Below are 22,175 nucleotides of genomic sequence, written 5' to 3' on the forward strand. Positions count from 1 at the left end.
GGCGGTGGCCGAGACCTGCGCCCGCGTGGTGGTGACCGGTCTGGGGCCGGTGTCGAGCATCGGCATCGGCCCCGCGGCTTTCGCGGCGGGCCTCCGCGAAGGTGCTTCCGGGATATCCCCGATCACGTCGTTCGACGCGTCCGGTTTCCCGTCCAAGCAGGCAGGGGAGGTGCCGGATTTCCGGCCGGAGCGGTGGTTGCGCCGGATCGACCAGGACGCCTGGGGCCGCTCCGGGCAGTTCGCCGCCGTTGCCGCCAGGGTCGCCGTCGACCACGGCGGGCTCGATCTCGGCGACGTCGATCCGGAGCGGGCGCACGTCGTGATCGGCACGACCAGCGGGGAATCGCGGGTGCTCGAATCGCTCACCGTGCAGTTCGGGATCGACGGACCGGACACAATGGACCCAGGCCTGCTCGCGAAGCTGCCCGCGTCCCGGCTGGCGCACGCGGTCAGCGAGGAACTCGCGTTGGCAGGCGAGTCGATCACCCTCGCCACCGCGTGCTCGGCGAGCAACTACGCGCTCGGTTACGCCTACGACCTGCTCACCACGGGCGCGGCCGACGTCGTGCTCGCCGGTGGCGCGGATTCCGTGTGCCAGTGGGCGCACGCCGGTTTCTACCGGCTCGGGGCGTTGACCGAGGACGCGTGCGCGCCGTTCGACCGGCACCGGTCGGGGATCCTCACCGCGGAGGGCGGTGCGGTGCTGCTGCTGGAAACCTACGAGCACGCCGCCGCGCGCGGGGCCGCGATGCTCGCCGAAGTACTGGGGTACGGCGCGAACTGCGACGCCAACCACCCGGTCGCGCCGGACCAGCGCAGCGTCGCCGAGTGCATGCGCATCGCGCACCGCAACGCCGACGTCAAACCGTCCGATGTGGACTACATCTGCGCGCACGGCACCGGCACGCCGACCAACGACGCGGCCGAGGCCGCCGCGATCTTCGAGGTGTTCGGCCACCGGCCGCCGCCGACCAGCTCGATCAAGTCGATGATCGGCCACAGCATGGGCGCGGCGAGCGGGTTCGGCGCGATCGCCTGCACGCTCGCGATCACCGAGGGGTTCCTGCCCCCGACCGTCAACTGGTCCACGCCGGACCTCGCGTTCGCGGATCTCGACCCGGTGCCGAACCTCGCGCGGCGGGCACGGGTGCGGGTGGTGCAGAACAACGGGTTCGCCTTCGGCGGCAACAACGCGATCGTCCTGTTGGGAGCGGTGCGATGAGTGCGACGATCACCGGCTGGTCGCGGGGTTCGGTGGTGGCGGGACCGGATCGGGCCGCGCTGGCCAGCTGGACACCGGGCCCGGTCACGGCGCTGTCGGACCGCCCCCTGCCGTACCCGGACGCGCACGCCGTCGTGGACTTCGACGTGCGGGCGGAGCTGGGCCGCCGCGGCACGAGCTTCCTCGACCGCGCGACCTCGCTCGCCGTGGTCGCCTGCCGCGACGCGCTCGCCGACGCCGGGCTGGAACCGGACGACACCAACCGAGACCGGATCGGAGTCGCGCTCGGCACCACCGTCGGCAGCTTCAAGTCGACGAGCGAGTTCAGCCTGGAGAGCAAGATCAGCGAGAAGCCGTACCTGGTCAACCCCGTGCTGTTCCCGAACACCGTGATGAACTGCGCGGCGGGCCAGGCGGCGATCCGGTTCGGCCTGCGCGGGGTCAACGCGACCGTCGCGGGTGGACCGATCGGGTTCCTCATCGCGTTGCGCTACGCGACGAACGCGCTGGAGCGCGGGTACGCGGGCGCGATGCTGGTGGGCGCGGCCGAAGAGTTCAGCGAGCACCGGGCGTGGGCGCACGCACTGTCCACAACGGAACCCAAGCCGGTTTCGGTCGGGGAAGCGGCGGTGGTGTTCGTGGTGGAGGCTTCCCCCGCGGGCAGGTCCCCGCAGGCCGACGTGCTCGCGGTGTGCACCGGCTACGGTCCGGCGGGCGGGCGCGAGCGCGCGCTGCGGTCCTGCACCCGGCGGGCACTGCGGGCCGCGGGTGTCGGCCGCGAAGAGGTCGTCGCGGTGGTCACCGGCGAAGCGGACGAGGCCGATGAGAGCGAGTACCAGCCGGTGACCGGGGTGCTCGGCGACCGGGTCCCCCGGCTGCTGCCCAGGGTGTACTTCGGCGACTGCGGAGCGGCCACCGGCGGCCTCGGGGTCGGCCTGCTGCTCGCGGGCCACCGGGGCATCGAACCGTCCCCGGCCGGCGCGGCACTGGTCACCGGGTGCGACGACGACGGGGCGGTCGCCGTGGCCGTGATCCGGGTGGTGCGCGCGTGACCGTGCGAGTGGTGGCCAGCGCGCTCCGGACCTGTTTCGGGACCGGGGACCGGACGTTCGATGCGTTGCTGCGCGGCGAATCCGGCGTCGGACCGCTCCGGCACGGTTCGGCGGACCGGCTCGGCGTCGAACGCGGTTACCACATCCTCGGCGAGGAGCGCGTCGGCCGTTGGCTGGCGGACTGCGCCGCGGACGCCTTCGCCCGGTCGCGGGCGGATCCCGCGCGGGAGCGGGTGCTCGCGATCGTCGGCACCGGGCTCGGCGAACTGGCCGCGGTGGAGGACTGGGCGCTCGGCGGTGCAATACCGGATCCGGAGGACCTCCACTACGAGAGGGTGTTGCGCGCCGCGTTGCCGGGAGTGACCGAGGTGATCACGTTGACCGGCGCGTGCAGTGCGGGTGGCCACGCCCTTGCGCTCGCGCAGGATCTCCTCGAACTAGGGGAGGCCGACGTCGTGCTCGCGTGCGCCGCGGACGGGATGACGCGGTCCATGCTCGCGATGATCGGCAGGGTCGCCGCCGAACCCACCCGGAGCGTCCGCCCGTTCGACGCCGATCGCACGGGCGTGCTGCTCGGCGAGGGCGCCGCCGCGCTCGTACTGACCCGGGGCGACCGGCGTGGGCCCGCGCTCGCATCGGTACTGGCGACCGGGCTTTCCTGCGACGCCCGCCACGAGACCGCACCGGACGCGGCGGGAATCGCCGAAGCGATGCGGGACGCGCTCGGCAGGGCGGGACGGCAGGCGTCCGAAGTGGACGTCGTCGTCGCGCACGGCACGGGTACCGCGCTCAACGATCCGGTCGAAAGCGCCGCACTGCGCGAAGTCCTGCTCGAACCGGGTGGTTCCCCGCTGGTGACGGCGGTGAAGGGCGCCGTCGGCCACATGTCCGGTACGGCGGCGCTCGTCAACGTCGAGGTCGCGATCCGCTGCCTGCGCGGCAGGGTGGTTCCGGCGGTTATCGGGTTGGAGACCGTGCTGCCGGAGGGCGACGGGATCCGCTTCGTGGTCGGCCGCCCGATCGAGACGGTGCCGCGCCTGGTGCAAACCGAGGCGTTCGGTTTCGGTGGCGCGAACGCGGTTTCCCTGCTGGAGGCCGCATGATCGGCGTGACGGCCGCCAGCGTCCACCTGCCCGACGCCGAGGTCGGCCCGGTGCTGAACGAACTCGTCGAAGCCGCCGGATGCGTGGCGTCCGAGTGGCCGGAAAGCCTTGCGGGGACGGCATGTCCGCCCGAACGGGCCGCGACGCTGCTCGGCAGGCGCGGACTGTTGATGAAGGAACCGGCCACCCGGCTGGCGCTGTGCGCGACCCACCGCGCGCTCGGTTTCGCTCCCGGCCAGGTACCGCCGCCCGACCGCGATCCCAGCATCGCCGTCGTGGCCGCGGTCAACCTCGGCACCGTCGAGACGGTCGCCGATCTCGCGCGCACCATCGAGCGCGACGGGTATCGCGCGGCGAGCCCGCTCGCGGCACCGAACGCGTCGAGCAACGTCGTCGCCACCACGGTGGCCAGGTGGTTCGGCTTCGGTGGCCCCAACTTCCAGGTGTGCTCGGGTGCCGCGGCCGGTGCCGACGCGCTGGCCCTCGCCGTGCTGCTGCTCCGCGCGGGGCGGGCGCGCCGGGTGGTATTGGTGGGCGCCGAACCGGCGGACCCGGTGGCGACGGAACTCCGCCAGGCGGCCGGGGTCGCGAATCCGTGTGCGGGTGCCGCGTGCGTGGTGCTGACCGGCACGGGCGGGGTGCCGTTGGCGCTGGACGCCAAGCCACCGGACCACGGGACGCCGATAGTGGTTGGCGCGGAAGGAATCGACCCAGCCGCGCGGTGGGGCGACTGCTACGGCGCGAAGGACGTGGTTTCGCTCGCGGTCGGCTACCACCTGGCCGCAGCGGGCGCCGCCACCGCGGTCACCGTCCACACCGCGGGCCGCACTGCCTTGCTGGGGGACGCGAATGCCGGTGCATGAACTTTCGCGAGGCGCGCCGGGCGGGCCGACGGTGGTGCTCGTGCACGGCCTGGAAGCGGCGTGGGACAGTTGGCTCCCGGTGAGCGGGTTCCTCGACTCGCGCTGGCGGTTGCTCGCCTTGGACCTGCCGTGGCGGGCGGGCAACGACTACGCGTGGCGGGACCGTTCGCCCGGCCGGCTGCTGGCCGACGGGCTCGCCGAAGTCGGCGAGGATCCCGCGGCCGTGATCGCGCATTCCTTCGGTGCCAACGCGACTCTCGAACTGCTCGGCTCCACCCGCGGTTCCGGCTGGCGCGCGGCGGTCATGCTGTGCCCGCTGTACCGCCCGCCGAAGGTCGCCGTCACCTGGGAGGTGTTCGACCGCTCCCGCCGCGCCTTCGACCGGCACGTCCGGCACGGGCTGATGGTGCGGCTGGGCGAGCGGGCCGCGTCGCTCGACCCGGAGATCGTGGCGACGATGGCGGACCGCGCGGTGGACCGGGTCGGCCCGACCGGGTTCCTCGCGGTCTTCCAGCAGTTCGTGGACAGCACCCTGCTGCCGCTGGACCGGATCGGCGTGCCGCTGTCGATCGTGGCCGGGGGCAACGATCCGACGTTGTCGGTCCGCGCCGCGCGCGAGCTGGCCGGCGCGCTTCCCACGTCCACTTTGGACATCGAAGAGGAGTACGACCACTTCTGCCACGTCAAGTGGCCGGAGCGGGTCGCGACGGGGCTCGCGAAGTTCCTCGACGCGCACATCGGACTGCCGGACGGCGGCAGGTGAGGAGACGCTGATGACGGCTTTGCACGAGACCACCGCGCTGCGCTGCCGGCCGCGGTTCGAGGGCGCGAACATCCGGACCTGGATCGGGTTCAAGCATTTCCTGTACCTGGTGGAGGAGGGCGTGCTCGGCTGGTTCCGTGAGCGCGGCTTCGGTCCGCAGGAGCTGTACCACCGGTACGGCCTCGGCGTGGAGATCGTGGACTGTTCCGCGCAGCTGCCCGCGGTGCTGGAGGTCGACGACGAGGTGCGGGCGGAGGTCGAGCACACCGGCGGCCGCCGCTTTGCGGTCCGGCTGGTGGCGGTGCGCGACGGCGGGGAAACGCTGGTGCTGAAGGCGAAGGTGACCGTCGCGCTGGTGTCCGAACGCGACAGTGAGCCCGTGCCGGACCCGATCGCCGGGTTCGTCGCCGACACCGTGAGCGCGGTGACCGCGCCACTCCACCGCGACTGCGACGGCGATCCGGTGGAACTGCTGTCCGACGGCGGCCGGTTCGTGTGGGCGTGGCGTGCGCGGTACTTCCACTGCCACTACGCGGACCGCGTACAGCACTCCGGGTACGTCCGCGCACTGGAAGAGGTCGTCGACCGGTTCCTCGCCGACCGCGGGGTTTCGGTCGGGACGCTCATGCGGGAGCGGTCCTGGATCCCGGTGGTGTCCAGGGCGCGCGTGCGCTTGGTCGAGCCCGCATTGATGGAAGAAACGGTCTACACCACTTTCGAGGTGGGGGACATCCTGCGCGACACCCTGTTCGACGGCCGGATGGACTGCTACGTCCTGCGGGGGAACGAACTCGTGCAGACCGCGACGGCGAGCATCGTGCACGGTTACGCGATCGGCGCCGGGGAACGGGCGGGCGCACTGGCCGAGTTGGACGACGCGGTGGTCGCCGCGTTGACCGGAGCGAACCGATGAGCCCCCGGAAACCGCGGGGACGGCCCCGGCTGTACTTCTCGTTCCGGAGCCCGTACAGCTGGCTGGCGGTGCAGCGGCTGCGCGCGGAGGTCGACGACGCCGCCGCGGCCTTCGAGTGGATCCCGTATTGGGACCCTGACGCGCGCACCACCGCGGGCGTCACCGAAGCGGGTGCCGAGATCCACTACACGCAGATGAGCCGGGCGAAGCACCGCTACCTGCTGCTGGACACCAAGCGCGTGGCGACCGCGGCCGGGCTGCCGATGGCGTGGCCGATCGACGTGGATCCCTGGTGGGAACTACCGCACCTCGGCTGGATCTTCGCCGCCGGGCAGGGACGCGGGCTGGCTTTCTACGACGAAGTGGTGGCCGCGCGCTGGCACCGGGGTGAGGACGTCTGCACGCCGGACGTGCTGCGCGCGGTCGCCGAGCGCGCGGGCGTCGATCCCGACCTGGCCGTCTCCGCGCCAGAGCAACCCGACATCCGCCAGGAAGGCGTGCGCGCGCTGGTTTCCGCCTACCACGACGACGTTTTCGGGATCCCGTACCTGCTGTGGGGCCGGGACCGGTTCTGGGGACTCGACCGGGTCGGCACCTTCCTCGCGATCTGGCGCACGGCAGGGGAAGAGGGGCTCGCGACGGTGCCAGGGCCGCGGGCCGAAACCGTCGCCTACGACAGTGACACCGCGGGCGGCTGCGGCTGAGTTCGTTGCGCCGAAAGGAGGAACACCGTGAGTGAAGCTCGCAGTCCCAACGAGGAACGGACCCACCGGAAGCGCCGTCTCGCCGCGTCGATGCGGCTGTTCGCCAGGTACGGCTTCGACGAAGGCGTCGGCGGCCACATGACCGTGCGCGACCCGGAACGGCCCGACCGGTTCTGGATCAACCCGCTCGGCAGGCACTTCGGGCACGTCCGCGTCCGCGACCTGCTGCTCGTGGACGCCGACGGCACCGTGGTCGAAGGCGAGGGCAAGGTCAACCAGGCCGGGTACACGATCCACGCGGAGTTGCACGCGGCCTACCCCGAGGTGGTTTCCGCCGTGCACACCCATTCGCTGCACGGCCGTGCGTGGGCGTCGCTCGGGCGGCCGCTGGACCCGATCACGCAGGACGCCTGCGCGTTCTACCGCGACCACGCGGTGTTCGCCGAGTACGGCGGTGTGGTGCTGGATCCCGAAGAGGCCAAGCGGATCGCGGTCGCACTCGGCGGGCACAAGGCGGTGATCCTGCGCAACCACGGCCTGCTCACCGTCGGCGGCTCACCGGCGGAGGCGGCGTGGTGGTTCATCAGCATGGAGCGGTGCTGCCAGGTGCAGTTGCTGGCCGAGGCGTCGGCGAGCGAGCCGGTGCTGATCCCCGACGCCGAAGCGGAGTCCGCGCGGGACCTGCTCGGCACGCCGTCGATGGGCCGGTTCAACTTCCGCCCGCTGTACGAGTGGATCGCGCGGGCCGAACCCGATCTGCTGGAATGAGGCGAGCCATGCCCGACGTGGCACATCCCGCTACCTACGCCGAAGGCGTGCCGCACGCCGAGTTCCGCAGGCTGCGCGAGGAAGGCAACGTCACGTGGGTGCCCGAGCCCGCGCTGGTCCGGCACAGCAGTGCCGGGCAGACCGCGATCAGGGGCACCGGCTACTGGGCGGTCGTCGGGCATCCTGAGGTCGTCGAAGTGGCCAGGCAGCCCGAGACGTATTCGTCCGCTGCCAAGGGCGCGTTCCTGGTAGATCCCCGCACCAAGGCCGATTTGCGCACGGCGCGACAGCTCCTGGTCAACATGGACGCCCCCGAGCACGCGCGGATCCGGAAGCTCGTCACGTCGGTGTTCACGCCGAAGGCGATCAACGGGTTGGCGGACTCGGTGCGAGGGCACGCCGCGAGCTTGGTACGAAAGGTGTTGGCAGCGCCCGAATTCGACGTGGTCACCGATTTCGCGGCCGAGCTGCCGCTGCTGGTGCTGACCGATCTGCTCGGCATGCCGAAGGAGGACCGGCACCTGCTCTACCGCTGGGGAAACCAGCTCGTCGGTTTCGACGATCCCGAGTACGGCGGCGGTGATGTCGAGGCATATCGCCGCACGATCGTCGAGGCGTTCCAGTACGCATTGGACAAACGCGCCGACGCGGTCCGCGCGCCGCGTGACGACCTGATGAGCAAACTCGCCAACGCCGAGCTGGACGGGCGCCCGCTCGCCGACCGCGAGTTCTGCCAGTTCTGGCTGCTGCTCGTGGTGGCGGGCAACGAAACGACCCGCCATCTGCTCTCCGGCAGCATCCAGGCGCTGGCGGAGCATCCCGCGCAGCGTGACGCGCTCGGCGCCGACCCGTCGGTGCTGCCGACCGCCGTCGAGGAACTGTTGCGCTGGGTCACCCCGATCATGCAGTTCCGGCGCACGGCGACGAGGGATGTCGTGCTGGGCGGGCGAAAGATCGCGGCGGGGGACAAGGTCGTGCTGTACTACACCTCCGCGAACCGGGACGACCGGGTGTTCACCGAGCCGGATCGGCTCGACCTCACCAGGGTCGTCAATCCGCACCTGGCGTTCGGGATCGGCCCGCACTTCTGCCTCGGCACCCACCTCGCCAGGCTGGAGGCGACGGCGGCGCTGTCCGAACTGCGGCCGCACCTCCGTCGCCTCGAACTTTCGGAACCGTTGGTGCGCATGGAATCCAACTTCGTGAACGGGATCAAGTCGTTGCCTGCCAGATGGCTGGCGGGCTGAGGAGTGTGCCAAGTGGACATCGGCTTCGCACCGGAGGACGAACGGTTCCGCGCGGAGTTCCGGGCCTGGCTCGGCTCCGCGGTGCCCGACGAGTGGCGCGAGGCCGGTTTCTGGAGCCGCATCGACCCCGACGAAGCTTTCGCACTGCGTCGCGAATGGGACGCGGCGAAGGCGGACGCGGGATGGTCCGGTGTGGACTGGCCCGTCGAGTACGGCGGGCGCGGCGGAACCGCGGTGCAGCGGGCGATCCACGACGACGAGCTGATCAGGGCGTCGGCACCGAAACCGGTGAACACGATCGCGACGAAGTTCCTCGGGCCCACGGTGCTGTTGCTGGGAACCGAACACCAGAAGCGCGAGCTGCTCCGCCCGATCCTGCGGTGCGAACGGATCTGGTGCCAGGGCTTTTCCGAACCCGAGGCGGGCAGCGACCTCGCCGGGATCCGCTGCCGCGCGGTGCTCGACGGTGCGGACTACGTGCTCAACGGTCAGAAGGTCTGGACCACTGGGGTCATGCGGGCGGACTGGGCGTTCCTGCTCGCGCGCACGGATCCGGACGCGGGGCGGCACGGCGGGCTGACCTTCCTGCTGGTGGACCTGGCCACCCCCGGTATCGAGCGCAGGCCGATCCGCCAGCTCCCCGGCGGGGCCGATTTCGGCGAGGTGTTCTTCACCGACGCGCGGGTGCCCGCGAGCCAGGTCGTGGGCACCCCCGGCGACGGGTGGCGCGTCGCGCTGACCCTGCTCGCCCACGAACGCGGCGGATCCACCCTCGGCCAGTACCGCGCGGTGCGGAAGGAGTGGGACGCCTTGGCGTCGGCGTGCGGCCGGTTGCGGCGCGGAAACACCCCGGTGGCCGACGATCCGGAGAGCAGGCAGCGCCTCGCGGGCTCACTCGTCGACATCGAACTGCTCCGGTTGCACGCCTACCACGTGCTGACCCAGGTCGAGCAGGGCAGGGAACTCGGGCACGAAGCGTCGATCACCAAGCTCCACCACGGCACCACCCGCCGCGCGCTCAGCGACACCTGGGCCGAGGTGCTCGGCGCGGCGCACCAGGTGAGCGCGCCCGTACCGGGGATGGACCTCGAACCGCTCCGGACCGCGATGCTGCACGCGCGGTCGGACACCATCTGGGGCGGTTCCGCCGAGGTCCAGCGCACCGTGATCGCGCAGCGCGTGCTCGGATTGCCGAAGGAGCACCGATGAGGTTCGAACTCACGCCCGAACAGCGCGCGCTCGGCGAAGCGGCTCGTGCGCTCATCGACGACCTCGGCCCGGACGAACTGCGAAACGGGTACGAGGACGCCGACGCGTTTCCCCGGACGCTGTGGGACGCCGGGGCGAAGCAGGGCTGGCTCGGCACCCTCGTCCCCACCGAACACGGTGGCCTCGGCGGGGATCTCGTCGCGGGCGTGACGCTCGCCCGCGCAGTCGGCGGTGGCTTGGCGCCGGGCCCGCTGGTACCCACCCTCCTCGTCGGCGAAGCGCTGCGGTTGTGCGGAGATCCGGAGCAGCAAGCGGAATGGCTTCCCGCACTGGCGCACGGCGACGTGGTGGGCACGCTCTCCCTGAGCGCGGACTGGGCCGCGCCGTGCCGTGATTCCGTGCGAGTCGAAGCGGACGGCGACTGGCTGACCGGTTCGTGCGGCATGGTCGAGTACGCGACCGCGGCCGATCTGCTCGCGGTGGCCTGCACCGACGGGACGGTTCGCCTGGTCCGGCTCTCCGGCACCCACGGGATCGAGGTGGCACCGCTCGACGCGATGGACGGCACCACCCGGCTCGCCGTGGCCACCCTGACCGGGGCAGCGGCCGAATGCCTCGCCAGGCACGAGGGCGCAAGGGAAGCGCTGCTCGCGCGCGGTGCCGTGCTCACCGCGGCCGAGCTGGTCGGCGTGGCGGAACGGGCGGTGTGGTCGACGGTGGCGCACCTGCAATCGCGACGGCAGTTCGGCCGCCCGCTCGGGGCGTTCCAGGCGCTCGGACATCGCCTCGCCGACCTGTGGTCCGGAGTGGTGATGGCGGGGCACGGAGTGCTCTACGCGGCGCACGCACTGGACGAGGGACTGCCGGACCGCGAGCTGATGGTCTCGGTGGCCAAGGCGAAGGCTTCCGAGATGGCGGTGACCGCGACGGCCACGATGATCCAATACCACGGCGCGCTCGGGTTCACCTGGGAGCACGAGTCGCACCTGCTGTTCAAACGGGCGCACCGGCAGGCCGCGCAGTACGGCGACGCGCGGTGGCACCGAGAGCGCATCGCGGCGCTGACTCTCGACGGAGCGCGCTAGCCGAGCCCGCTCCACCGGGTTCGCGTCGGGACTGGTCCCCGCGAGTGCGCGTAGCGTCGGCTCTCCGGTCGCGGCGCACCGGACCGAAGTTCGAGTGGAAGTTGTTCGGGGATAGGGGAAGCACCGGCCGCGGCCGACGACGTACCGCGCGGGCGAGGAGGCCCGGGCATGCACGTGACATGGTCGTGGCCGGTCTTCCTCGACGCCGTGGTGGTCCTCGTCGTGCTGGTGATGCCGACGGGCGCGGAAGACTGGCAGGACGCGCTGAAGGCGTGGAGCGGTTTCCTCCTCACCGCGGCGGGCGGGGGGATCTTCTTCAGCGGCGCCCGGGGCGAAATCCTGGTGACCGCCTTGCTCCTCCTCGATCCGGCCCGCGACCGGCCGGGCCGCTGATCGGTTTTCGCCCTGCGGGAAGGTTCGACCGTTCCGGCGGTGTGACCGACTTTCGGGTCTGCCGACGGCCGGATCGGCGTGGATAGCCTTCATGGTCTAGACCTCTCAAGAGAGGAACCTGCCATGAGGATTGCGCGCTCCGCCGCCAAGGTGGCGGCCATGACCTTCGCACTCTGCGCGGCCACCGCGTTCACCGCGGTTCCCGCGTTCGCACACGGTTCGATGGGCAAGCCGGTCAGCAGGATCTACCAGTGCTTCCAGGAAGGACCGGAGGAGCCTCAGTCGGCGGCCTGCAAGGCGGCCGTCGCGGTCGGGGACAGCTGGCCGCTGTACGACTGGGACGAGGTCAACATCGGTGACGCGGACGGCCACAGCCGCGACATCATCCCGGACGGCAAGCTGTGCAGCGCGGGCCGGGACAAGTACAAGGGCCTGGACCTGCCCCGCGCCGACTGGCCGGCGACCACGATGCCCAGCAGCGGCCCGTACACCTTCCAGTACCAGCTGACCGCCGCGCACGAGGGCACGTTCGAGTTGTACGTCACCAAGAACGGGTACGACCCGACGCAGCCGCTGAAGTGGTCGGATCTCGAAGCGACCCCGTTCTACAAGCAGGACAACCCGCCGATCGTCGGGAACAACTACCAGCTCAAGGCCACGCTGCCCGGCGGGCACAGCGGGCGGCACCTGATCTACTCCATTTGGCAGCGCCATTGGCCGGATTCGGGTGAAGCCTTCTACTCCTGCTCGGACGTGCTGTTCCGCTGAACGATTTTCGATAACCGGGTGAAAAGGACCATGAGTATTCTCGGGAGTTTCCCATGAGAATCACCAGGATCACGCTTTGCGCATTGCTCGTCGCCGGTGCCACCAGCGTCCTGCCCGCGACCGCTTCGCCGGGCAGGGCCGCGTTCACGGTGTCCAGCGCCGCCTTCGTCGACGGGGGCCTCATCCCGAAGGTCCACGAGTGCACCAGCGGGGGCGGCAACGATCCCGCGAAGAAGAACGAGTCCCCGCCGCTGGCCTGGTCCGGCGCCCCCGCCGCGGCCAAGAGCTACGCGATCGTCATGCGGGATCTCGACAACAACAACCTCATCCACTGGGTCATCTACGACATCCCGGTGAGCGCGACCTCGTTGCCCCAGAACGTCGAGCACGCCTACCGGCCCGCGGTTCCGGCCGGTGCGCGGCAGGTCTACTACCGGGGGAGCGCGAGCCTCTTCGGCTACCAGGGGCCCTGCTCGCCCTCGACGGTGAACACCTACGAGTTCGTCGTGCACGCGCTGAACAAGGCGTCGCTGACCAACCTGGACTCGACCTCGTCCACCCAGACCGCGGCCAGGACGATCGTCTCGTCCTCGATCGGCTCGGCCAGGATCAGCGGCGAGTCGTAAGCCCGTCCGCGCGCCCCGCCGACGATTCGATGTCGGCGGGGCGGCGCACGTTCTCGGCACCCGGAAACGGTTTGTTTGTTGCCGGTGCGGGATTCGCCTGCCAGGGTAGGGATACCGGTTCCGGCCGGATCACCGACTGGGGGTGACGATGGGCAGACCGAGCGTGCTCGAACTGTTCCTGGCGCAGGTTTCCCGCACACCGGACGCGGTCGCAGTGACCTACCGGGACACGAGCCTGAGCTTCGCGGAACTGGACCGCGCGTCCGCGAACCTGGCCTGGCGGCTGGCCGAAAGCGGTGCGGGGCAAGGAAAACTGGTCGCGCTGCACCTGGAACGCGGCGTCGCGATGGTGATCGGCCTGCTCGCCGTGTTCCGCACCGGTGCCGCGATGGTGCCGTTGGACCCTGGGCACCCCGCCGAACGGCTGCGGTGGGTGCTGGCGGACTCGCGTGCCCGGCTGGTGCTCTCGGACTCCGCTCTGCCAGGCGGTTTCGGGGACTGCGCGGTGATCCACGCCGAGGGGGCAGGCCCGGTTTCGGGGCCGTCGCTGCCGGTGCGCCGGATCGATCCAGCGGCACTCGCCTACGTCGTGTACACCTCGGGATCGACGGGCCCGCCCAAGGGCGTCGCAGTCGAACACCGCCAGCTCGCCCGGACCTGCGCGGCCTGGGAGGAGCTGTACTGCCTGCGCGCGCGTCGCCCGAGGCTGGTCTCCGTCACCGGATTCGCCACGGATCTGTTCTTCGCCGATTTCGCCAGGTCCGTCCTGCCGGGCGGGACACTGGTGCTCGCGCCGCGGGAGGCGATCACCGATCCCGCCGCGCTGCTCGACCTGATCGACCGGGCCGGGGGAACGGCACTGGAAATGCTGCCGTCGCTGGCGAAGGCGGTCGGCCGCGAAGCCGCCCGGAGCGGTGGCATGCCGCCGCTCGACCTGGTGTCGGTCGGCTCCGAGGCGTGGCCGGTCGACGACGGCCGCGAACTGCTCGGCCTGCTGCACCGCGACACCGAGCTGGTGAACGCCTACGGCACCACCGAAACCACCGTGGATTCGTGCGTGTTCCGGCTGGTGCGGGACGCGGAGGAGGACTGGTCCGACGGCACGTCGGTGCCCATCGGAGAGGCGGTCCCGGGGACGACGGCGTACGTGCTGGACGCGCGGCTGCGACCGGCCGAGGTTGGCGAACTGTACCTCGGTGGTGACGCGGTCGCGCGCGGCTATCACGGGCGTCCCGGGCTGACCGCGTCCCGTTTCGTGGCCGATCCGGTCGTGCCGGGCCGGACCGCGTACCGCACCGGGGACCTGGTGCGGCGCCGGGCCGACGGCCTGCTCGAACACCTGGGCCGGGTGGACGACCAGCTCAAGATCCGGGGTTTCCGCATCGAGCCCGCGGAGGTCGAACGCGTGCTGGCACGCCATCCCGCAGTGGATCGGGCCGTGGTGGCCGCGCCGGCGGAGCCGGGCCGCCGCAGACTCGTCGGGTACTTCATCCCCGTCGGCCCGGAAAGACCCGTCGCGGACGAGCTCCGCGCCTTCGTCGCCGCCAGGCTGCCGGAACACCTCGTGCCGACCGCGTTCGTCGAGCTGGACCGGTTCCCCCTGCTCCCCGGCGGCAAGGTGGACCGCAAAGCGCTCCCGGCGCCCCCGAAGATCGCCGACGGAGCGGCACCGCGTACCGAGGCGGAACGGGTACTCGCGGATATCTGGCGTGACGTGCTCGAAGTCGAGCACGTCGGCATCGACGACAACTTCTTCGATCTGGGCGGGGATTCCATCCTCGGCATCCAGGTCGCCGCGGCGGCACGGGCGAGGCTGGGCGTGGCATGGCCCCACCGCGCGTTGTTCGACCGGCCCACGGTGGCCGAACTCGCGTCGCTGCCCGCGCACACCGGACCGGCGGGGGAGGTCCGCGTCGGAGGTGCGGGCACCCGGTTCCCCCTGTCGTTCGCGCAGCGGCGGCTCTGGTTCATCCACACGCAATCGCCTGGCGCGGACTACAACGTGGGGAAAGCGCTGCGGTTGACCGGAGAGCTGGACGTCGCCGCACTGGGGTCGGCGCTCACCGCGCTGGTGGCGCGGCACGAAATCCTGCGCACGAGCTTTCCCGTCGAGCGGGGCGAACCCGCGCAGCTGGTGCACCCGGCGGCCCCGGTGGACCTCGAACTGGCCGATCTCACCGGCGGTGAGGACACCGGTGCGGCGCTCGACGCGCTGCTGCACGCCGAGGCACGCGTCGTGTTCGAGCTGGCGGAACGGGCGCCGGTGCGGCTGATGCTGGCGAAGCTCGGGCCGCGCGAGCACGTGCTGGTGCTGACCCTGCACCACATCCTGACCGACGACTGGACCACCGAGATCCTGCTGTCCGACCTGGCGGAGAATTACCGGGCCGCACTCGCGGGAACGTCGTCCGCGCTGGCATCGCTACCCGCGCGGTACGCCGATTTCGCGCGCTGGCAACGGGAACGGCTCAGCCCTGAGGTCGAGGAACGGCAGCTGTCCTTCTGGCGCACCGAACTCGCCGACCTGCGGCCGTTCGAGCTCCCGGTGGACCGGCCCCGGGCGGTGCACCGCTCGCGGGCCGGTGCGGTTCACGAGGCATGGCTTCCCCCCGAGCTGACCGTGCGACTGGTCCGGTTCGCCAGGTCGCGGCAGGTCAGCCTGTTCACCGTCCTGATCACCGCCTGCCAGCTGGTGCACTCCCGGTTCGCCGGGCAACCGGACGTGGCGATCGGCACCGTGACGTCGGGCCGCGAGCGGGGTGAGTTCGCGGACGTGGCCGGTTTCTTCGCCGAGACACTGGTGATCCGATCCACTGTGGACGAACGGCTGAGCTTCGCCGCGCTGATGGGCGAGGTGCGGGAAACCGTGCTGGCGGCGACGGACCACGCGGACGTGCCGTTCGAAAAGGTCGTCGGCGCGCTCGCACCCCAGCGGGACCTGACCGGGACTCCGCTGATCAGGGCCATGGTGGTGATGCAGAACGCGCCCGCGAGGCCGCGCCGGTTCCCTGGCCTTTCCGCCGAAGCGCTCGAGTTGCCGATGTGCACCGCCACCTTCGACCTCACCACCGAGTTCCGGGTGACCGGAGGGCGCCTGCGGATCGTGGTCAACTACAGCACCGAGCTGTACCGCGAAAGCACCATCGACCGCTTCGCCCGGCAGCTTTCCGCGGTGCTCGCGGCCGTCACCGACGACCCCAACCGTCCATTGCGGACGATGCCGCTGACCGGATCCGAAGCGGCGGCCGCCGCGCCCGCGAGTTCGCTGCCGGTGCCGCCGGACCTGCTCGCCGACGTGTTCCGGCGGCACCGGGACGAAATCGCGGTGATCGCTGGTGCCGTCGAGCTGAGCTACGGGGAGCTGGCCGCGCGGGTCGAGCCGCTGGCGGATCGTCTCGCCGAACACGGGGCTGGGCCCGAAACACTGGTGGGTGTCTGCCTTCCCCGCGCGGTGGAGCTGATCGTGAGCATGCTCGCCGTGATCCGGGCGGGCGCGGTGCTGGTGCCGATCGACCCGGAGCACCCGCGGGACCGCATCGCGTCGGTGCTGGCCGATTCCGGGACGTCGCTCGTTCTGACGGACGGGGCAGGAGCGGACCGGCTCCCCGAGCACGCACCCGTGCTCCGGGTGGACGGCGATCAGCCGAGCGTGCCGAAGCGCCGGGAAGTCCTGACGCACCCGGAAAACCTGGCGTACGTCGAACACACGTCGGGGTCGACCGGGGCGCCCAAGGCGGTGCTGGTGCGACACGGCGCGCTGGCCAGCCGCGTCGCGGACGCGCGCGCCGCGCTCGGTATCGGTCCCGGTGCGCGGGTGCTGGTGCACCTGCCCGTCAGCTTCGACGGCGGGCTGTGGCAGACGCTGCTGCCGCTGCTCTCCGGCGCGACCGTCTGCCTGAGCGAGGCGGGGGAGCGGGACGGCGCGCTGACCCTCGCCGAGCAGATCCGCCGCGATCGCGTCACGGTGCTCGCGCTCCCGCCCGCGCTGCTGTCCACTGTGGACCCGGACGCCGTGCCGGGACTCGAGCTGGTGCTCTCCGCCGGCGAGCTGTGCCCGGCGGAACTTGCCAGGAAGTGGTTGCCGCACACCGCGTTCGGCAACATCTACGGCCCCGCCGAGACCACGTTGACCGCCACCACGCTGGTGCTGTCGCGTGGCGAGGACCCCGGCACGGGCGCCGCGATGTCGATCGGTACCCCGATCGACGGCACTTCGGCGCACGTGCTCGACCGGTACCTGCGGCCCGTGCCGACCGGTGTCGACGGCGAGCTGTACCTGGGTGGCGCCGGGGTGTGCAGGGGCTACCTCGGACGGCCGGGGCTGACCGCGAGCAGGTTCGTCGCCGACCCGTTCGACGTCACGGGCGACGGGCCGGGTTCGCGGCTGTACCGCACCGGTGACCTGGTCCGCCGTCGGGAGGACGGGATGCTGGAGTTCCGCGGCCGGACCGACCGCCAGGTGAAGGCGCGCGGGTTCCGGGTCGAGCCCGCCGAAATCGAGGCGGTGTTGTGCGGGCACCACCTGGTGGCCGCCGCGGCGGTACTGGTCGAGCCGGGTGGCCGGTTGGTCGCCTACGTGACCCCGGAGTCCGGCGCCGGGCTTCCGCCCGCCGAGGTGCTGCGCGAGCACGCCGCGCGGGTGCTGCCGGGATTCATGGTGCCTTCGGTTTTCGTCCCACTCGGCGAACTTCCCCTGACCTGGAACGGAAAGCTCGACGTGCGGGCGCTCCCGGCCCCGGACACGAGCAAGGGCGCCGGGTACCGCCCACCCCGGACGCACGCCGAATCCGTGCTCGCCGCGGTGTTCGCCGAGGTGCTGGACGTGGCCAGGGTCGGTATCGACGACAACTTCTTCGAACTGGGCGGGGATTCGATCGGCAGCATCCGGATGGCCGCGAGCGCGAGCAGGGCCGGTCTGCGGCTGACCTCGCGCGAGGTGTTCGAGCGGCAGACGGTCGCCGAGCTCGCGGCCGGTCTCGTGGCGGCGCCCGCCCCGGACGCGGCCGACACGGGGCCGGTCTCGGGCGAGGTGGAGCTCACGCCGATCCAGCGCTGGTTCCTCGACACCTTCACCGTCCATCCCGGACGGTTCACGATGTCCCGGTTCCTCGAACTCGCGCCCGGTGTCGAACGGGACGTGCTGCGCACGGCGGTCGAAGCGCTGGTCGCGCACCACGACGCGCTGCGCATCCGGGTCGGCGAACGGAACGGCGAGTGGCACCAGTGGCTGCCCGCGGCTGAGCCGGGCGTGGTCTTCCGCGTTCACGATCTGTCCGGAATGGACGATCCGGGGCCGGAACTGGACCGCGCGATGGACGCCGCCCGCGCGGAACTCGACCTCGCGGCCGGACCGCTGTTCCTCGCCGACTACTTCGAGCTGGGCGACGCCCGGCCGCCGCGGCTGCTGCTGACCGTGCACCACTTCGTCGTCGACGGCGTTTCCTGGCGCATCCTGCTCGACGACCTCCGCACCGCCTGCGCCAAGGCCGCGTCCGGGGCACCGGTCGACCTCGGCCCGAAGACCACGTCGTTCCAGCAGTGGTCCCGGATGCTCCGCGAACACGTGGCGGCGGGCGCGCTCGACCACGAGCTGCCGCACTGGCTCGACGTGCACGAGCGCACCGCGCCACCGCTTCCGGTGGACGGCTCCGGCGCGGACGAACCCACTCGCACCGTGACCGTCCGGCTGACCGCGGCCGAGACGACGGCGCTGCTCCGCCGTGTTCCCGGGGTGTACCGGACCCAGGCCAACGACGTTCTGCTGAGCGCGTTGGCGGTCGCCGTCGCCGACTGGACGGGCGGTGACCGCGTACTGGTGAACCTGGAGAGCCACGGCAGGGAACAACTGCTCGGGCAGGCTGATCCGACGAGGACGGTCGGCTGGTTCACCACCCAGTTCCCGGTCGCGCTCGATTTGCCGCGGGACAGGGACTGGCGGGCGGTGTTGCGGTCGGTCAAGGAACAGCTGCGGGCGGTTCCCGGCCGCGGTCAAGGATACGACGCGTTGCGCTACCTGTCCGGCACCGGCGCGCTCGACGGCGGACACCGGGCGGAGATCAACTTCAACTACCTCGGCCGGTTCGCCGACGCGGCCAACGAGCTGTACCTGCGCGAGCTCCCGGTCGCCGACGGCCCGCATCCCGAGGAGGCGCAGCCGTTCCCGCTCGAGGTCACGGCGATCGTCGAGACCGGGGAACTGGTGCTGCACTGGGACCATTCCCCCGGCACGGTGGCCGGGCCGACCGTGCGAAGGCTCGCGGAGCACACCGCGGACGCGTTGCGGGAGATCATCCGGCACTGCCTCTCCGACGGCGCGGGCGGCCGCACGCCATCGGACTTCCCGATGGCCCACCTCGACCAGGACGCGGTGGACCGGCTCGTCGGCGACGGGCGTGCGGTGGAAGACGTCTACCAGCTCACCCCGATGCAGGCGGGCATGCTGTTCCACACCCTCGCCGGTGCGGGCGAGGACGTCTACGCCCGCCACATCGGCATACTCGTCGACGGTGTGTCCGATGTGGACGCGTTCGTCCGTGCGTGGCAGCTGGTCGTCGCCGCCACGCCCGCACTGCGCACCACGGTGCACTGGGTGGGGCTTCCCGAGCCGGTGCAGGTGGTGCACCGGTCCGCGCCGCTGCCGGTGACCCGGTACGACCGGCGCGCGGATTCGCCCGAGCAGCGCGAGGAAGGCGTCGACCTCACCGCGGTCCCGCCGACCCGCCTGGTGGTGACCGAGCTGCCGCGCGACCGGGTGCGGGTCGTGCTGACCACGCACCACCTGTTCATCGACGGGTGGAGCATCGCGCGGCTGCTTTCCGACGTGGCGGCGGCGACCGCGGCGCTGAACCGGGGCGAGACCCCGAACCTGCCGCCCCGGCAGTCGTTCCGGTCCTATTGCGACTGGTTGTCGGCACAGGACCACGACGCCGCGTCGGCGTACTGGGGCACGGTGCTGGCCGGCTTCCGCGAGCCCACTCCGCTGCCGTTCGACCGGCGGCCCGCGCCTGGCCACCGCACCCGCCGATCCGGGACACGGGGGCTGCGGCTGTCCGAGGAGCGGACCGCCGAACTGGGAGACTTCGCCCGAAGGCACCGGCTCACCGTGAACACGCTCGTCCAGGCGGCATGGGCGTTGCTGCTGTCGCGGCACAGCGGCGGGGCGGACGTGGTGTTCGGTACCACCGTTTCGGTCCGCCCACCCGAAATCCCCGGTGTCGAGACCATTTTCGGCCCGTTGATCAACACGATTCCGGTGCGGCTCACCGTCGATCCGGACGTGCCGCTGCTCGGCTGGCTCTCGGCGATCCAAGACGGGCAGCTCGACGCTCGCGCCCACGACTTCTACCCGGCTTCGCGGCATCAGGCGCTCACCGAGGTCCCGACCGGTGTGAACCTGTTCTACAGCGCGATCGCCTTCGAGAACTACGTCGGTGACCCGTTCGCCGTGCTCGAAGACGGATCGCGCGTGGTGGAGTTCGACGGCGACGACGGCGCGAATTTCACGCTCGGCCTCATCGTGCTGCCGGGGCGGTCAATGAGCTTCGAACTGGCCTACGACACGGAACTGTTCGACGACGTCACTGCGCGGCGCCTGGTCGCCCGCCTGGCCACCGCGCTGTCCTCGATGATCGCCGCGCCGGAGCGGCCGTTGTCCGCGGTGCGGGTCCTACCGCCGGAAGAGCTTGAGCTGCTCGCGAGCTGGGGGCGTTCGCCGGAGGCACCGGCCGAGCCGCGAACGGCCGCCGAGCTCTTCGCCGAACAGGCGCGCCGGGCGCCGGATGCGGTGGCGGTGTCGGCGGACACCGAGCTCACCTACGCGCAGCTCGCCGAGCGGTCCGGCAGGCTGGCGCACCGCCTCGGCGAGTTCGGCATCGGTGCCGAGTCCGTGGTGGGCGTCTGCCTCGACCGGGGGCCGGACTCGATCACCGCGCTGCTGGGCGTGGTCAAGGCGGGTGGCGCCGTGCTGCCGCTGGATCCGGCACTGCCGCCGGAGCGGCTGCGGTGGCTGGTCGGCGACGCGGGCGCGGCCGTGGTCCTGACCGACCGGAACTCGGCCGGTGGGTTTTCCCCGGTGCCGGAACTCAGGACGGACGAGCTGGGGCTGGACCGCGGACCCGTGCTGGACCGGCCGGCCCGGCTCGGTGACGCCGCCTACCTGTGCTACACCTCGGGTACCACCGGTCGTCCGAAGGGCGCGATGGTGACGCACCAGGGGCTCGCCTGCCTCGTGACCGCGCTGGGCAGAACGCTCGGCACCGGCGCGCACAGCCGGGTGCTGCACTGGCTTTCCCCGGCTTTCGACGCCTCGTTGTTCGAACTGTTCGCCGGGGTGTTCTCCGGCGCGACCCAAGTGCCTGCGCCGCAGGGCATCTCCGTGAGCGGGCTGGCGGAGGTGATCGCGGCGAAGGGAGTGACCCACGTGGTGACCCCGCCGTCGGTGCTGGCCGCGGTGCCCGCCGGGTCGTGGCCGTCGGGGATCACGGTGGTCTGCGGCGGTGAGGCGTTCCCGCCGGGGCTGGTGGCCGGATGGTCCGGCGGGCGGCGGTTGTTCAACACCTACGGACCGACCGAAGCGACCATCGCCGCGACGATCAGCGCTCCACTGTCCGAAGTGGACGTACCGTCGATCGGGGTCCCGCTCGAAGGCGCGGTCGTGCGCCTGCTGGATGCGAGGCTGCGGCCGGTTCCGGTGGGCGCGGTGGGCGAGATCTACCTGGGTGGGCCAGGAATCGCCCGCGGCTACCACGCAAGGCCGGGAACGACCGCCGCGAGCTTCGTGGCCGATGCTTTCGGGGAGGAAGGCGGGCGGCTCTACCGGACCGGTGATCTGGCGCGCTGGTCTCCCGACGGCGCGCTGTTCTTCGTCGGCCGCGCCGACGGCCAGGTGAAGGTGCGCGGGGTGCGGATCGAACCGGGTGAAGTCGAAGCGGCTCTGCGGCGACACCCCGGCGTCCGCGAGGCGGCGGTGACGGCCACCGGCGAAGGGGCACAGCGGCGGCTGGTGGCTTCGATCGTGCCGCGCGGGCGTCCCGGCCCGTCCGCGGGCGAGCTGCGCGAGCACCTCGCCGAGATCCTGCCGCCGCAGCTGGTGCCTGCCGAGTTCGGCACGCTCGATCGGATGCCGTTGACCTCACGGGGAAAGCTCGACCGCGACGCGCTCCCGCGTTCGGGCGTGGCGGTCGACGGTTCCTACCTGGCTCCCCGTACCGACAACGAGCGGCTGGTGGCGCGGGCGTGGGCGGCCGTGCTCGGCCGCGAAGAGATCGGGATCAGGGAGAAGTTCTTCGAGGCAGGCGGTTCGTCGCTGACGCTGGTCCGGCTGGCTGGCGAGTTCGCGCGGCTCGGCCGTACCGAACTGCCGGTGGCGGTCCTGCTCGACCATCCGACCATCGAGGCGATGGCGGAGCAGGTCGGCAGGGACGACCGCACGACCGCGGACCACGAACTGTGAGGCGGGGC

The 22,175-nt window shown here is 71.6% G+C and carries 15 protein-coding genes; all 15 read left to right on the plus strand.

Features of this window, described 5'->3' with window-relative positions; all coding sequences use genetic code 11:
• Positions 1 to 4 precede the first annotated feature (4 nt).
• The 15 genes from HUW46_RS41795 to HUW46_RS41865 all read left to right on the plus strand — a co-directional run bounded on the left by HUW46_RS41795 (position 5) and on the right by HUW46_RS41865 (position 22,167).
• Positions 5 to 1,222: a beta-ketoacyl-[acyl-carrier-protein] synthase family protein gene (locus tag HUW46_RS41795; protein ID WP_254125486.1), complete on the plus strand. Its 1,218-nt coding sequence runs from the start codon at positions 5 to 7 to the stop codon at positions 1,220 to 1,222.
• Complete coding sequence (locus HUW46_RS41800; protein WP_215544181.1) at positions 1,219 to 2,274, plus strand: beta-ketoacyl synthase N-terminal-like domain-containing protein; 1,056 nt, start codon at positions 1,219 to 1,221, stop codon at positions 2,272 to 2,274. The genes HUW46_RS41795 and HUW46_RS41800 overlap by 4 nt, the downstream gene beginning before the upstream one ends.
• Positions 2,271 to 3,377, plus strand: a complete 1,107-nt coding sequence (locus HUW46_RS41805; RefSeq protein ID WP_254125487.1) for a beta-ketoacyl synthase N-terminal-like domain-containing protein — start codon at positions 2,271 to 2,273, stop codon at positions 3,375 to 3,377. The genes HUW46_RS41800 and HUW46_RS41805 overlap by 4 nt, the downstream gene beginning before the upstream one ends.
• Positions 3,374 to 4,240, plus strand: a complete 867-nt coding sequence (locus HUW46_RS41810) for a beta-ketoacyl synthase N-terminal-like domain-containing protein (protein ID WP_215544182.1) — start codon at positions 3,374 to 3,376, stop codon at positions 4,238 to 4,240. The genes HUW46_RS41805 and HUW46_RS41810 overlap by 4 nt, the downstream gene beginning before the upstream one ends.
• Complete coding sequence (locus HUW46_RS41815; RefSeq protein WP_215544183.1) at positions 4,227 to 5,003, plus strand: alpha/beta fold hydrolase; 777 nt, start codon at positions 4,227 to 4,229, stop codon at positions 5,001 to 5,003. The genes HUW46_RS41810 and HUW46_RS41815 overlap by 14 nt, the downstream gene beginning before the upstream one ends.
• A 10-nt stretch (positions 5,004 to 5,013) precedes the next feature.
• Complete coding sequence (locus HUW46_RS41820; RefSeq protein WP_215544184.1) at positions 5,014 to 5,916, plus strand: thioesterase family protein; 903 nt, start codon at positions 5,014 to 5,016, stop codon at positions 5,914 to 5,916.
• Complete coding sequence (locus tag HUW46_RS41825) at positions 5,913 to 6,620, plus strand: 2-hydroxychromene-2-carboxylate isomerase (RefSeq protein ID WP_215544185.1); 708 nt, start codon at positions 5,913 to 5,915, stop codon at positions 6,618 to 6,620. The genes HUW46_RS41820 and HUW46_RS41825 overlap by 4 nt, the downstream gene beginning before the upstream one ends.
• A 27-nt stretch (positions 6,621 to 6,647) precedes the next feature.
• The gene (locus tag HUW46_RS41830; RefSeq protein WP_215544186.1) at positions 6,648 to 7,388 is read left to right on the plus strand and encodes a class II aldolase/adducin family protein; all 741 of its coding nucleotides are present in this window, start codon (positions 6,648 to 6,650) and stop codon (positions 7,386 to 7,388) included.
• Positions 7,389 to 7,396: 8 nt separating this feature from the next.
• Positions 7,397 to 8,635, plus strand: a complete 1,239-nt coding sequence (locus HUW46_RS41835; protein WP_254125494.1) for a cytochrome P450 — start codon at positions 7,397 to 7,399, stop codon at positions 8,633 to 8,635.
• A gap of 12 nt (positions 8,636 to 8,647) precedes the next feature.
• Positions 8,648 to 9,844, plus strand: coding sequence for an acyl-CoA dehydrogenase family protein (locus HUW46_RS41840; protein WP_215544188.1), 1,197 nt, complete (start codon positions 8,648 to 8,650; stop codon positions 9,842 to 9,844).
• Positions 9,841 to 10,929, plus strand: a complete 1,089-nt coding sequence (locus HUW46_RS41845) for an acyl-CoA dehydrogenase family protein (protein WP_215544189.1) — start codon at positions 9,841 to 9,843, stop codon at positions 10,927 to 10,929. The genes HUW46_RS41840 and HUW46_RS41845 overlap by 4 nt, the downstream gene beginning before the upstream one ends.
• Before the next feature lie 168 nt (positions 10,930 to 11,097).
• Positions 11,098 to 11,322, plus strand: coding sequence for a hypothetical protein (locus HUW46_RS41850; protein WP_215544190.1), 225 nt, complete (start codon positions 11,098 to 11,100; stop codon positions 11,320 to 11,322).
• A 123-nt stretch (positions 11,323 to 11,445) separates the two neighbouring features.
• A complete protein-coding gene (locus HUW46_RS41855) occupies positions 11,446 to 12,090 on the plus strand; it encodes a lytic polysaccharide monooxygenase auxiliary activity family 9 protein (RefSeq protein ID WP_215544191.1) in 645 nt (214 codons plus the stop codon).
• Positions 12,091 to 12,143: 53 nt separating this feature from the next.
• Positions 12,144 to 12,716 carry a YbhB/YbcL family Raf kinase inhibitor-like protein gene (locus HUW46_RS41860; protein ID WP_215544192.1) on the plus strand — a complete coding sequence of 191 codons (573 nt, stop codon included), beginning with the start codon at positions 12,144 to 12,146 and terminating at the stop codon, positions 12,714 to 12,716.
• A 148-nt stretch (positions 12,717 to 12,864) separates the two neighbouring features.
• A complete protein-coding gene (locus tag HUW46_RS41865; protein ID WP_215544193.1) occupies positions 12,865 to 22,167 on the plus strand; it encodes a non-ribosomal peptide synthetase in 9,303 nt (3,100 codons plus the stop codon).
• Positions 22,168 to 22,175: the final 8 nt, after the last annotated feature.

Origin of the sequence: Amycolatopsis sp. CA-230715, from assembly GCF_018736145.1 — a bacterium.
Classification (GTDB): domain Bacteria; phylum Actinomycetota; class Actinomycetes; order Mycobacteriales; family Pseudonocardiaceae; genus Amycolatopsis.